At 59.2% G+C, this 11,699-nt stretch carries 14 protein-coding genes and 1 pseudogene; 10 read left to right on the top strand and 5 right to left on the bottom strand.

The genetic code is table 11. The features are described 5' to 3' along the window. Window positions 1–152 precede the first annotated feature (152 nt). The 7 genes from ACM6IK_RS20635 (at window position 153) to ACM6IK_RS20605 (ending at window position 5,840) form a co-directional block, all read left to right on the top strand. Window positions 153–1,646, top strand: a complete 1,494-nt coding sequence (locus ACM6IK_RS20635; protein WP_414875782.1) for an acetyl-CoA hydrolase/transferase family protein — start codon at window positions 153–155, stop codon at window positions 1,644–1,646. A 318-nt stretch (window positions 1,647–1,964) separates the two neighbouring features. Beyond that, window positions 1,965–2,180 carry a DUF1127 domain-containing protein gene (locus ACM6IK_RS20630; RefSeq protein ID WP_108218709.1) on the top strand — a complete coding sequence of 72 codons (216 nt, stop codon included), beginning with the start codon at window positions 1,965–1,967 and terminating at the stop codon, window positions 2,178–2,180. Window positions 2,181–2,438: 258 nt separating this feature from the next. Next, on the top strand, window positions 2,439–2,648 hold the full coding sequence (locus tag ACM6IK_RS20625) for a DUF1127 domain-containing protein (RefSeq protein ID WP_414875781.1): 210 nt from the start codon (window positions 2,439–2,441) through the stop codon (window positions 2,646–2,648). Between the two features lie 141 nt (window positions 2,649–2,789). Then, the gene (locus ACM6IK_RS20620) at window positions 2,790–3,110 is read left to right on the top strand and encodes a DUF2388 domain-containing protein (RefSeq protein WP_414875780.1); all 321 of its coding nucleotides are present in this window, start codon (window positions 2,790–2,792) and stop codon (window positions 3,108–3,110) included. Window positions 3,111–3,217: 107 nt separating this feature from the next. Beyond that, window positions 3,218–3,535: a DUF2388 domain-containing protein gene (locus ACM6IK_RS20615; RefSeq protein WP_218431416.1), complete on the top strand. Its 318-nt coding sequence runs from the start codon at window positions 3,218–3,220 to the stop codon at window positions 3,533–3,535. Window positions 3,536–3,561: 26 nt separating this feature from the next. Then, a complete protein-coding gene (locus ACM6IK_RS20610; protein WP_057712574.1) occupies window positions 3,562–3,882 on the top strand; it encodes a DUF2388 domain-containing protein in 321 nt (106 codons plus the stop codon). After that, window positions 3,879–5,840: a DUF4105 domain-containing protein gene (locus tag ACM6IK_RS20605; protein WP_414875779.1), complete on the top strand. Its 1,962-nt coding sequence runs from the start codon at window positions 3,879–3,881 to the stop codon at window positions 5,838–5,840. Before ACM6IK_RS20610 ends, ACM6IK_RS20605 begins: the two co-directional genes overlap by 4 nt. 170 nt (window positions 5,841–6,010) lie before the next feature. Here ACM6IK_RS20605 and ACM6IK_RS20600 read toward each other — a convergent pair. The 3 genes and pseudogenes from ACM6IK_RS20600 to trpB form a co-directional block, all read right to left on the bottom strand. After that, window positions 6,011–6,133: pseudogene (locus ACM6IK_RS20600) on the bottom strand (RcnB family protein); the annotation flags it as partial. Window positions 6,134–6,307: 174 nt separating this feature from the next. Continuing rightward, entirely contained in the window at window positions 6,308–7,120 is an 813-nt protein-coding gene (trpA, locus tag ACM6IK_RS20595) for a tryptophan synthase subunit alpha (protein ID WP_414875778.1), read from the bottom strand. Beyond that, window positions 7,120–8,355, bottom strand: coding sequence for a tryptophan synthase subunit beta (gene trpB / locus ACM6IK_RS20590; RefSeq protein WP_414875777.1), 1,236 nt, complete (start codon window positions 8,353–8,355; stop codon window positions 7,120–7,122). Before trpB ends, trpA begins: the two co-directional genes overlap by 1 nt. 124 nt (window positions 8,356–8,479) lie before the next feature. On the opposite strand from trpB, the gene ACM6IK_RS20585 reads away from it, so the two are divergent. Beyond that, a complete protein-coding gene (locus ACM6IK_RS20585; RefSeq protein WP_414875776.1) occupies window positions 8,480–9,373 on the top strand; it encodes a LysR family transcriptional regulator in 894 nt (297 codons plus the stop codon). On the opposite strand, the gene ACM6IK_RS20580 is transcribed toward ACM6IK_RS20585, so the two are convergent. Next, a complete protein-coding gene (locus tag ACM6IK_RS20580) occupies window positions 9,370–9,693 on the bottom strand; it encodes a DUF883 family protein (RefSeq protein ID WP_057397403.1) in 324 nt (107 codons plus the stop codon). The two genes, ACM6IK_RS20585 and ACM6IK_RS20580, sit on opposite strands and share 4 nt — an antisense overlap. 157 nt (window positions 9,694–9,850) lie before the next feature. Here ACM6IK_RS20580 and ACM6IK_RS20575 point away from each other — a divergent pair, with 157 nt between their 5' ends. Further along, window positions 9,851–10,066 (top strand): dodecin, encoded by a 216-nt coding sequence (locus ACM6IK_RS20575; protein ID WP_015092929.1) that lies wholly within the window; start codon window positions 9,851–9,853, stop codon window positions 10,064–10,066. 123 nt (window positions 10,067–10,189) lie between these two features. Next, a complete protein-coding gene (locus ACM6IK_RS20570) occupies window positions 10,190–10,411 on the top strand; it encodes a DUF1161 domain-containing protein (protein ID WP_108218717.1) in 222 nt (73 codons plus the stop codon). A gap of 68 nt (window positions 10,412–10,479) precedes the next feature. Here the strand turns inward: ACM6IK_RS20570 and ACM6IK_RS20565 are convergent, their stop codons facing one another. Further along, window positions 10,480–11,481, bottom strand: a complete 1,002-nt coding sequence (locus ACM6IK_RS20565) for an LLM class flavin-dependent oxidoreductase (protein ID WP_414875775.1) — start codon at window positions 11,479–11,481, stop codon at window positions 10,480–10,482. Window positions 11,482–11,699 lie beyond the last annotated feature (218 nt).

The raw sequence follows: 11,699 nt of genomic DNA, 5'->3' as shown, positions 1-11,699 counted from the left end.
GAAAAACCATTCTTTTGTTACCGATCCGGTAACGGTGTTTTGCTTTAAAGGCCCGGAATAGACGCCTCGATTGCGACCTTGGTAGCGGGACAGAAACCGGCGCAATTCACTAGACTGCACGTCCTGCTACCTGTTGCCCGAGATAACAATCCATGTACCGTGACCGTATTCGCCTGCCTTCGTTGTTGGACAAAGTGATGAGCGCTGCCGACGCTGCCGCTCTGATTGAGGACGGCATGACCGTCGGCATGAGTGGCTTCACTCGCGCAGGCGAAGCCAAGGCCGTCCCCCAGGCACTGGCCGAGCGCGCCAAGGTCACGCCGCTGAAGATCAGCCTGATGACCGGCGCAAGCCTGGGCAACGACCTCGACAAGCAGTTGACCGAAGCCGGCGTGCTGTCCCGACGCATGCCGTTTCAGGTCGATAGCACCCTGCGCAAGGCGATCAATGCCGGCGAGGTCATGTTCATCGACCAACACTTATCGGAAACCGTGGAGCAATTGCGCAACCAGCAATTGAAACTGCCGGACATTGCCGTGATTGAAGCTGTAGCGATCACCGAGCAAGGGCATATCGTGCCAACCACTTCGGTAGGCAACTCGGCCAGCTTCGCGATTTTCGCCAAGCACGTGATCGTCGAGATCAACATGGCGCACAACCCGAACCTCGAAGGTCTGCACGACATCTATATCCCGACCTATCGTCCGACCCGCACGCCGATTCCGCTGGTCAAGGTCGACGACCGCATTGGTAGCACCGCCATCCCGATTCCAGCGGAAAAAATCGTCGCCATCGTGGTCACCCACCAGGCTGACTCACCCTCCACTGTGCTGGCACCGGACGCCGAGACCCAAGCCATTGCCGATCACTTGATCGACTTCTTTAAACAGGAAGTGACAGCCGGACGCATGACCAACAAGCTCGGCCCGCTACAAGCCGGTATCGGCACCATCGCCAACTCGGTGATGTGCGGCCTGATCGACTCGCCGTTCGAAGACCTGACGATGTATTCCGAAGTCCTGCAGGACTCGACCTTCGACCTGATCGATGCGGGCAAGCTGAGTTTTGCGTCGGGCAGTTCGATCACCCTGTCGAGCCGGCGCAATGCCGACGTGTTCGGCAACCTGGAGCGCTACAAGGACAAACTGGTCCTGCGCCCGCAGGAGATCTCCAACCACCCCGAGGTCGTGCGCCGCCTTGGCATCATCGGCATCAACACAGCATTGGAGTTCGACATCTACGGCAACGTCAACTCCACTCATGTCTGCGGCACGCGGATGATGAACGGCATCGGTGGCTCGGGCGACTTCGCGCGCAACGCGCACCTGTCCGTGTTCGTGACCAAGTCGATCGCCAAGGGCGGTGCGATCTCCAGCGTGGTGCCGATGGTCAGCCACGTTGACCATACCGAACATGACGTCGACATCCTCGTGACCGAAGTCGGTCTGGCAGACCTGCGAGGCCTGGCACCGCGGGAGCGTGCCCGGATCATCATCGACAAGTGCGTGCACCCGGATTACCGCCAGGCGCTGAATGATTACTTCACCGCCGCATGCGCCATCGGCGGGCACACCCCGCACATTCTGCGTGATGCCTTGAGCTGGCACATAAACCTGGAAGAAACCGGGAAAATGCTGAAGAAATAATTGCTACAGATAGCAGCTGGCGCAAACACCGTTTCGTCAGCTTGCTCTTGCCTCTGCGAAAAATGAAAAAACTGTACTGCTGTACTGGTCATTTCCTAGGGAAAATTCCTACCCCGCCGGGTAAAAACAGCAGTTTTGCACTTTAATGGTGCGCACAGGTACAGTTGCCTCAATTTCGACCAGTACACCCCCTATAAACAGTTAACTGAGCCCTCACAATACAGATGAACTGTATCTACAGAGACTAGGCAAACGAGAGGATCATGGGCACCAGTTAAACCACTACCTAATCCCGCCATAAGCGGAAGGATGACCACCATGGAACGTACACTCAGTTCCGATCTGTTCTTTCAAGACACTGCTGCAAAAACCCAGGCTTCCCTGCCTCTGCGCGTTATCGCCAACCTGATGCTGTGGCAGCGCCGCATCACCAGCCGCCATCAACTGGCTCGCCTGGATTCGCGTCTGCTGGCTGACGCCGGGATTAGCGAAGCACAACGCTACGAAGAGCTGAGCAAGCCGTTCTGGCGCTAAATTAGCGTCGCTGGCTCTGACCTGAAGGTCCACCGCCAGCAACCCGAATTGTAAAAACAAGACCCGTCGTGGGAAACCACGACGGGTTTTGTCGTTTTGGCCTGTCAAATCTGCGTTTACAGTAGGGAACCATGAATACCAGTACAGTTTTCAAAAACAACTAACTGAATGAGTACAATATCGTTGCGGTGTGTCTGTAGTGGATTTTCGACCGGTGTCAGCATGAAGCCCTCCACTTATCGGCAGAGGGACCGCACCATGAGCTCTTTACAGGATGTTTCCACCCCATCAACTCAATCGAGACCTTGCTTGCGCTGGGCCAGACACCTGCCAAGAGAACTCTTCGCCAGCCTGGAAAGGGCGAGAACACGACGCTTACTGGCTCAACTCGATGATCATCAGCTATCGGATCTTGGCATCAGCCACGCTGAGCGCGTCAATGAACTGGATAAACCGTTCTGGCGCTGACTGCCTGTTTGCATGACGGGCTGTTCGAACTGACACACTCAGGCCTAAAATCAAACCAGAACGTGGCAAGCGCCAGCGCCTGGCGTCTGACATTGCAGACACTGCGCCATTTTTCAATTGGTTTACCCAAAGGAGTTACCCATGTCCCGCCTCCGCCTACTCAGCGCTGCTGCCCTGTTTGCCATGGCAGCCAATGCCAGCGCAACCAGCTTCATCGTGACCACCGACGCTGTTGTCAACGCACTCAAAGCCACGTCCGATGCGACCTCCGACGTCATCTCGTCGTCGTTCAAGGATGACAAGATCGTCCTCGCGGCCCGTGACGATGCTGCCAGCTTCGTCGCCAGTGAGGGTTCCATCCGCGGCGTAAAACTGGAAAGCGCCATCGACCACATTCACCGCCAGGCGCCACAGCTGAACGCAACCGACGCACAACTGGCGCAGGCGATCCTGACGATCTAAGCGACTGCACAGACATGGGGCACGCCCGACGTGTCCCAATGTCTCGGCGCTGGCTCTAGAACGGGCCTTGCGCTAGGCTTGGGACTCACATTCAACTGTCGAGTCTCATGCGTTTCCCTTCAGCTTTATTGATCGCTCCAGTCTTTCTTACCCTTGGCTGCTGCGGATCAGCCCACGCTTATGACGCCTTCAACCTGTCCACCCAAGGCATTGTCGCCAGCGGTTACGCCACAAGTTTGGTGACCAGCGCCCCCTTCGACCATAAACTGCTGCTCGCCGCCCAGGATGACGCTGCGGCATTCATTGCCAGCGACGGCCAACTGAGAGGCGCACGACTGGAGTCGGCCCTGCGGTATCTGCGCCGAACCCAGGCAAAACTTCATGCCAGCGACCTTGAACTGGCACAAGCAATTCTCGTCCAATAGTTATCCCTGTTTTCTGGAGTCGTTCCATGCGTAACCCGCTGATTGCTGCCACCTTAGGCCTGCTGTTGTTGGCCGATGTGGCCCAGGCACATACTCTGGTTGCCACCAGTAATATTCTGATCCGTGCTACCCAACGCACCCTCGACTTCACCTCCGACACCACCACGTCCATTCGCGACTCGAAAATCGTGCGCGAAGCCCAGGACGACGCCGCCAGTTTCGTTGCCAGCAATGGTGACATTCGTGGCGCTCACCTGGAATCCGCCTTCGATTTGCTGCGCACCCGCGTGCCGGAAGCCCGTGACGCCAGTGACCAGGACCTCGCCGAAGCCATCCTCGCACTGTGAAGCGTCCATGCGCCTGGCTGCTGGCCGGGGCCCTGTTGCTGCTCGGCAACACGGCCCACGCAGGCCTTCAGTTACAGCTCAAGACCGAAGGTCTGACGCCCGCACAACAGCAAGCCAGCCAGGCCTTGCTCGATGAAGCCATGCAGGCGCTGCCGCCACGCTTTATCGAGCAACTCGATCGACGCATCGACGTCGGCTGGACCGATGACATGCCACGCAACGCCTACGGTCAGGCATCACTGGTGTCCGAGCTCGATCTGAACCGCAACCTGCTGGCCGGCCTCACCGATGGCAGTGCCGCGACCAGGAAAACCCATCGCCCCCATGGCACCGTGCGCCGGGAAATGCTGGCCACGGTTTTGCACGAGCTGACTCACATCTACGATCGCTCACGCCTGTGGCCGGATACCGAACGCAAGCTGATTCAACGCTGCACCCAGCGCAACAACAGCTCAGGGCTGGTTGGCATTCCCGACCAATGCCGGGGCCAGTCGGATCGGCGCTTTACCCTCAGTGATGATCCACGCCTGCTCGACCTCGCCGGTTGGCAGCAATACGTAGGCCGTCGCGGTGAACGCGAACAGCACAACCGCCAGATTGCCCGCAGTCCGGATCTCTACGAGACCAGCAGTCCAAAGGAATTCGTCGCGGTCAACATGGAGTATTTCCTCCTCGACCCGAGCTACGCCTGCCGCCGACCCGCACTGTACCGCTACTACAAGGAACATTTCGGTTGGGCGCCCGCCGCCAAAAACACCTGCAATAAAACCTTCGCGTTCCTCAATGCCGGCAACGACTTCGCCAAGACACCTTTGGGCCAGGTCGATCCGGAGCGGGTGTATGCCGTTGACTATCTGCTGGCCGAAGCTAACCAGAACCTGTTCAGCCGCTGGGGCCACAGCATGTTGCGCCTGGTGATCTGCGCGCCGGGCCGACCACGCGGACCGGATTGCCGATTGGATCTGGACCAGCATCTGGTGCTGTCGTACCGGGCCTTCGTCGGCGACGTACAACTGTCGAGCTGGGATGGCCTGGTCGGTAAATACCCGTCGCGGCTGTTTATCCTGCCGCTGTCCCAAGTCATCGACGAATACACCAAGACAGAACTGCGCAGCCTGGCCTCCGTACCCCTGAACCTGTCGCGCAGAGAGATTGAAGACGTGGTCGGACGTGCCGCCGAGATGCACTGGAGCTATGACGGCAACTACTTCTTCCTGTCGAACAACTGCGCAGTGGAAGAACTGAAATTGCTGCGCGGCGGGACCAACAACCCGCAGTTGGTTGGACTCGACAACATCATGCCCAACGGTTTGCTGGAAGTGCTCAAGGGCCGAGGACTGGCGGACACCAGTGTGCTGGACGATCCACGGGAAGCCCTGCGCCTGGGTTATCGTTTCGACTCCTTCCGCGATCGCTATCAAGCCATGTTCGAAGTCCTGAAAAAGCACTTGCCAATCAAACAGGAAACCGTCGAAGACTGGCTCGACTTGAAAGCTGCGCAGCGTCGGCAATGGTTCGAGCAGGCCGATTTGCGTACCAGTGCGGCGTTGCTTCTACTGGAGCAAGCGAGTTTCCGTCGGCAGTTGCTGTTGGCCCAGGATGAAGTGAAGCAGCGTTATCTGGGCGCCCGCGAGCTGAAGAATGGCGGCATGGACAAGGCCAACGAGACACTCAAGGACATTCTCGCCAACAGTGGCTTCCTCAGCCGGCCGGCGGAGCTGCTGGGCACCAACGGTTATGGCTTGCCACAGCCGAGCGAGTGGGAGCATCTGGAATCGGAGAGCAGCCAGCGCCAGAAGCAGCTCCTGGCACTGTCCGGGGATCTGGACAAGGAAGTGAGAGCGTTGCTTGAACCGGGCCGTGCCGCCGAAATGGCTGCCAATGAGGCCAACGTGAAACAGATTGGCGAGCACCTGCGTAAACTGCACAAGGCGTCAGGCGGGATAGAATTGCCTTGATCCTTCAGGTTGTTGCAGTCACACAGATCCTCTGCGGATTTGCTCCCATTGTGGCGAGGGGGCTTGCCCCCGTTGGACGGCGCAGCCGGCCCAGTGACTCAAGTGACGAGTGCTGGGGCCGCTTCGCGACCCAACGGGGGCAAGCCCCCTCGCCACAATGAGTATGCTGCTTAGTACAGAACCCCCTGCAGAACCTCATAGACAATCCCTGTTCCCGCGGCGATCAGCACAACGTCCGCGCCCGCGCGGCACCATTCGTAGCCCGGGTAATACGGCAACCGGCGGCAGGGTCGCGCCGAGCAGCAGCACACCTGGGCTGGCAATCAGACGTTTCTGACATTTTCATCAGGTCTTTCCTCACAACACACACAGCAAAAAGGGCTTCAGAACGCAGTCCTGAAGCCCTCGGCCTTGCTATTTAATTTGTGCCGCGAGGCTCTAATTCCTCTGTACCAGGAACTTCACCCTCAGCTGACGCGGGCCTTACGCACGCCGTCCGCCAACGCCGAGCACAGGCTCAATACACCGTCGACTGCCTGATCCGCTGTTGCCGCATTGGCGATCTGGTCGATCAATGCCGAACCCACCACCACACCGTCAGCCAAGCGAGCGATGGACGCCGCCTGCTCTGGGGTACGGATACCGAAACCGATGCTGATCGGCAGGTCGGTATGGCGGCGCAGACGGGCGACCGCTTCCTCGACGTGCTCCAGCGTGGCGGCACCGGCACCCGTCACACCAGCCACAGAGACGTAGTAGACGAAACCGGAGCTGCCGTTGAGAACGGTCGGCAGGCGCACATCGTCGGTGGTTGGCGTGGTCAGGCGGATAAAATCCAGGCCGGCGGCCTGCGCCGGGTCGCACAGCTCGCCGTTATGCTCCGGCGGCAGGTCGACCACGATCAGGCCGTCAACGCCGGCCTCTTTGGCTTCGGCAATGAAGCGCGGTACGCCGTACATGTGGATCGGGTTGAAGTACCCCATCAGCACCAGCGGCGTTTCGTTGTTGTCCTGGCGGAACTCGCGAACCATTTGCAGGGTTTTCGCCAGATTCTGCTTGGCACCCAGCGCACGGATGTTGGCGAGCTGGATGGCCGGGCCGTCAGCCATCGGGTCGGTGAAGGGCATGCCCAGTTCGATCACGTCGGCGCCAGCCGCCGGCAAGCCCTTGAGGATGGCCAGGGACGTGTCGTAGCCCGGGTCGCCGGCGGTCACGAAGGTCACCAGGGCGGCACGGTTCTGTTCCTTGAGTTCGGCAAAACGCGTTTGCAGGCGGCTCATCAGTGTTTCTCCTGCTTGGATTGCTCGAGTTGAGAATGTTCCATGTGGTGCATCACGGTCTGCATGTCTTTGTCGCCACGGCCAGACAGGTTGACCACCATCAGGTGATCCTTCGGCAGGCTCGGTGCGCGCTTGAAGACTTCAGCCAGGGCATGGGCGCTTTCCAGGGCAGGGATGATCCCTTCCAGGCGGCAGCACTGGTGGAACGCGGCGAGGGCTTCGTCATCGGTCACCGAGGTGTACTGAACGCGGCCAATGTCGTGCAACCAGGCGTGTTCCGGACCGATGCCCGGGTAGTCGAGGCCGGCAGAGATCGAGTGGGCGTCGATGATCTGGCCATCGTCGTCCTGCAGCAGGAAGGTGCGGTTGCCGTGCAACACACCCGGTACGCCGCCGTTCAGGCTGGCCGCATGCTTGCCGGTCTCGATGCCGTAACCGGCGGCTTCAACGCCAATGATTTCAACACTCTTGTCGTCGAGAAACGGGTGGAACAGGCCCATGGCGTTGGAACCACCGCCAATGCACGCCACCAGGCTATCTGGCAGACGGCCTTCCTGGGCTTGCAGCTGCTCACGGGTTTCCTTGCCGATCACGGCCTGGAAGTCGCGAACCATTGCTGGGTAAGGGTGCGGACCGGCCACGGTGCCGATCAGGTAGAAGGTGCTGTCGACGTTGGTCACCCAGTCACGCAGGGCTTCGTTCATCGCATCCTTCAGCGTGCCGGTGCCGGCCACCACCGGGATCACTTCGGCGCCCAGCAGCTTCATGCGAAACACGTTGGCCTGCTGACGCTCGATGTCAGTGGTGCCCATGTAGATCACGCAGTCCAGACCGAAACGCGCGGCGACGGTGGCAGTGGCCACACCGTGCATGCCGGCGCCGGTCTCAGCGATGATGCGCTTCTTGCCCATGCGCCGCGCCAGCAGGATCTGGCCGATGCAGTTGTTGATCTTGTGCGCGCCGGTGTGGTTCAGCTCTTCGCGCTTGAGGTAGATCTTCGCGCCGCCACAGAACTCGGTCAGGCGCTCGGCGAAGTACAGTGGGCTGGGGCGTCCGACGTAGTCGCGCTGGAAGTAGGCCAGTTCTTCCTTGAATGCAGGATCTTCCTTGGCCAGCTCATACTCACGGGCCAGGTCGAGGATCAACGGCATCAGGGTTTCGGCAACGTAGCGGCCGCCGAACGCGCCAAACAGGCCGTTGGCATCAGGGCCGTTGCGCAGATTAGTCTGGGTCATGGGGCGCTCCAGTTGAATGCGTGAAGTGATGCATAAAGAGATAGTGGGCTTCACTCTACCCCTGACGCCCCGACCTGAAAACCGATAAGATCGCTACAACCTGTCAGGAAAACTCACATATTACATGAGCCATGACCTTCCTCCGCTGAACGCACTTCGTGCCTTCGAAGCCACTGCCCGCTTGAACAGCGTCAGTCAGGCGGCCGAACAGCTGCACGTCACCCATGGGGCCGTCAGCCGGCAGCTCAAGGTGCTTGAAGAACACCTCGGCGTAAGCCTGTTCATCAAGGACGGTCGCGGCCTGAAACTCACAGATGCCGGGTTACGACTGCGTGACGCCAGCAGCGAAGCCTTCGAGCGCCTGCGCAGCGTTTGCGCCGAACTCACACAAAGCACAGCCGATGCGCCATTCGTGCTTGGTTGCTCGGGCAGCCTGCTGGCGCGCTGGTTTATCCCTCGTCTGGGGCGACTCAATGCCGACCTGCCGGACTTGCGCCTGCACCTGTCGGCCGGAGAAGGCGATCTGGATCCGCGAAGACCGGGGCTGGATGCCTTGCTGGTCTTTGCCGAGCCACCATGGCCGGCGGACATGCAAGTATTTGAGCTGACCAGCGAACGCATCGGCCCGGTCATGAGCCCGCGGTTCGCCGGCTATGAACGACTCAAGCAGGCGCCGGAAACCGCGCTGCTGAGCGAACCCTTGCTGCACACCACCTCACGCCCGCAAGCCTGGCCGAACTGGGCGCAACCACGCGGCCTCGACGCCAGGGCGTTGAAGTACGGTCAGGGATTTGAACATTTGTATTACTTGCTGGAAGCCGCCGTCGCGGGTCTGGGCGTGGCGATTGCCCCCGAACCCTTGGTGGTGGAGGACTTGAAGGCCGGTCGCCTGGTTGCACCATGGGGCTTCAGTGAAACCCCGGCGCACCTGGCGTTGTGGCTCCCCAAGCGCGCCGCGGACGGGCGCGCCCGGCAACTGGCGCAGTGGCTCAAGAACGAACTGCGTCGAACGGATTAATCACGCTTGCACAACAGATAAGCGGCCAGCAGACCTAATGCGCCCACGGCGACACCAGCTGTTGTCCAGGGGTGTTCCTGAGCGTAGTCCCGGGTGGCAATCCCGGTTTCGCGGGTTTTGACCTTGACCTCTTCATAGGCGTCGGCCAGCAAATGGCGCGAGTGCTTCAAGGCATTCTCGGCGTTGCTTTTCAGGGTCTTGAGTGTTTTACGCGACTCGTCCGAGGTGTCGTCCTTCAAGCTTTCCAAAGACTTGAGCAGACTCTCGATCTCGGCTTCCATGCTTTGCAATGAGGCTTTGCGTAACGAGGTGTTGGCCATGGTGGCTCTCCTGCATTGGTGATGAGTGGCATGTGTTGATTGGGACTTCAGGGGTTCGAGAAAGTGCAGAAAACCTGAACTTCATCCACAGAGCGACCAACAGAAAAAATAGGAAAAATCACTGCTAGGCTGTAATTCACACGCCGAGGAGAACGCCATGTCTGACCATCACACCTACAAAAAAGTCGAGCTGGTTGGCTCGTCCACCAGCAGTATCGAAGATGCAATCAACAACGCTCTGACCGAAGCCAGCAAGAGCATCAAGTACATGGAATGGTTTGAAGTGACCGAGACCCGTGGGCACATCAGGGACGGTAAGGCTGCGCACTTTCAGGTGACCCTGAAAGTCGGGTTCCGGATTGCCAGCAGCTGACTTTGGGCTAGTCTTCTGAACTTGCACGCCAGCCGAATGCCATAGGGAATGGCAAAGCGCTCCATGAGCGCGTCCGGCTGACGGCTGGTTACCCCTATGATCCGACCAGGGAAAATGCAACCGATGAAGAAGTTTATGTTGGCAGTAGGTTTGTTGAGCCTTGCAGGGACCGCATTGGCGGGCGGCAAGCCATGCGAAGAGCTGAAAGCCGAAATCGCAGCGAAACTTGATGCCAAGGGCGTTTCCGGATATTCGCTGGAGATTGTCGATAAAGGTGCCGCTGCCGGCGGGCAAGTAGTTGGCAAATGCGAAGCAGGCGCCAAAGTGATCGTCTATAAAAAGTAGGCCGATTCCCGCCTGAATGAAAAAGCCGACGCCATGGCGCCGGCTTTTTTATGCCTGCCGTTTGAGAATCAGCCTCGCATGACCTGCGCCAGCAACTCGTAGGAATGCACGCGATCCGAATGTTCGTACAGGTCACTGGTGAAAATCAGCTCGTCAGCCTGGGTCTGTTCGATCAGGACCTCGAGTTTGGCGCGGATTTTCTGGGGGCTGCCGATCATGGCCAGGCCAAGGAAATCGTGCACGGCCTCTTTCTCATGGGGCAGCCACAGGCCGTCCATGGTCTTCACCGGTGGACGCTGTACCAGGCTTTGGCCACGCATCAGGGCGAGAATCCGCTGGAACACCGAAGTCGCCAGGTAATCGGCCTGCTCGTCGGTATCGGCTGCCACTAAAGGCACGCCGAGCATCACGTAGGGTTTGTCCAAAACGGCTGACGGCTTGAAGTGATTGCGGTAGACCCGAATCGCTTCATGCATGTAGCGCGGTGCGAAATGCGATGCGAAGGCGTAGGGCAAACCACGCTCACCGGCCAGTTGCGCACTGAACAGGCTCGAACCCAACAACCAGACTGGCACATTGGTCCCGGTGCCCGGCATGGCGATAATGCGTTGGTCCGGAGTACGCGGCCCGAGATAGCGCACCAGCTCCGCGACATCTTCCGGGAAATCGTCAGCGCTGCCGGAGCGTTCACGGCGCAGCGCACGTGCGGTCATCTGGTCGGAACCGGGTGCGCGCCCCAGGCCCAGGTCAATGCGGCCCGGATAAAGACTTTCCAGGGTGCCGAACTGCTCGGCAATCACCAACGGTGCGTGGTTGGGCAACATCACCCCACCCGAACCGACTCGAATGGTCGACGTGCCACCGGCCAGATAACCGAGCAGTACCGAAGTCGCGGAACTGGCGATGCCGTCCATATTGTGGTGCTCAGCCACCCAGAAGCGGTTGTAACCAAATTTCTCGACGTGCCGCGCCAGGTCCAGCGAATTGCGCAGCGACTGGGCCACGCTGCCGTTCTCCCGCACCGGCACCAGATCGAGGGTCGAGAACTTGATATCGGACAGTCGTTTCATAAACCTGCTTCTCCAAATGAGGGTGCAGGTTTGTTCTTGCGAATGGAAACCTGCCGAATCCAAAAGCGTGTACATGCAATGTGGGCATATACCCGAGTTTCAATAGCCTGGTAAAAAATCCCGCGAAAAAAGCAGATTGATCGGACAGGTCTGCCCGGTGTCCAAGGTGCTGAATGCGAAGATCGGCCTGGAGGCAACATTGGTCGACTAGATTGTCG

This window comes from Pseudomonas sp. IT-196MI5, from assembly GCF_949767415.1.
GTDB lineage: Bacteria > Pseudomonadota > Gammaproteobacteria > Pseudomonadales > Pseudomonadaceae > Aquipseudomonas.
The sequence above is the reverse complement of the archived record's forward strand: the minus strand, read 5'-3'. Positions and strand labels throughout refer to the sequence as shown.

Coding starts and splice junctions, on each gene's coding strand:
- ACM6IK_RS20620 (WP_414875780.1), top strand. CDS start 2,790: ATGTCCCGCCTCCGCCTACTCAGCGCTGCTGCCCTGTTTGCCATGGCA.
- ACM6IK_RS20575 (WP_015092929.1), top strand. CDS start 9,851: ATGTCTGACCATCACACCTACAAAAAAGTCGAGCTGGTTGGCTCGTCC.
- ACM6IK_RS20585 (WP_414875776.1), top strand. CDS start 8,480: ATGAGCCATGACCTTCCTCCGCTGAACGCACTTCGTGCCTTCGAAGCC.
- trpA (WP_414875778.1), bottom strand. CDS start 7,120: ATGAGCCGCCTGCAAACGCGTTTTGCCGAACTCAAGGAACAGAACCGT.
- ACM6IK_RS20615 (WP_218431416.1), top strand. CDS start 3,218: ATGCGTTTCCCTTCAGCTTTATTGATCGCTCCAGTCTTTCTTACCCTT.
- ACM6IK_RS20635 (WP_414875782.1), top strand. CDS start 153: ATGTACCGTGACCGTATTCGCCTGCCTTCGTTGTTGGACAAAGTGATG.
- trpB (WP_414875777.1), bottom strand. CDS start 8,355: ATGACCCAGACTAATCTGCGCAACGGCCCTGATGCCAACGGCCTGTTT.
- ACM6IK_RS20630 (WP_108218709.1), top strand. CDS start 1,965: ATGGAACGTACACTCAGTTCCGATCTGTTCTTTCAAGACACTGCTGCA.
- ACM6IK_RS20625 (WP_414875781.1), top strand. CDS start 2,439: ATGAGCTCTTTACAGGATGTTTCCACCCCATCAACTCAATCGAGACCT.
- ACM6IK_RS20570 (WP_108218717.1), top strand. CDS start 10,190: ATGAAGAAGTTTATGTTGGCAGTAGGTTTGTTGAGCCTTGCAGGGACC.
- ACM6IK_RS20580 (WP_057397403.1), bottom strand. CDS start 9,693: ATGGCCAACACCTCGTTACGCAAAGCCTCATTGCAAAGCATGGAAGCC.
- ACM6IK_RS20610 (WP_057712574.1), top strand. CDS start 3,562: ATGCGTAACCCGCTGATTGCTGCCACCTTAGGCCTGCTGTTGTTGGCC.
- ACM6IK_RS20565 (WP_414875775.1), bottom strand. CDS start 11,481: ATGAAACGACTGTCCGATATCAAGTTCTCGACCCTCGATCTGGTGCCG.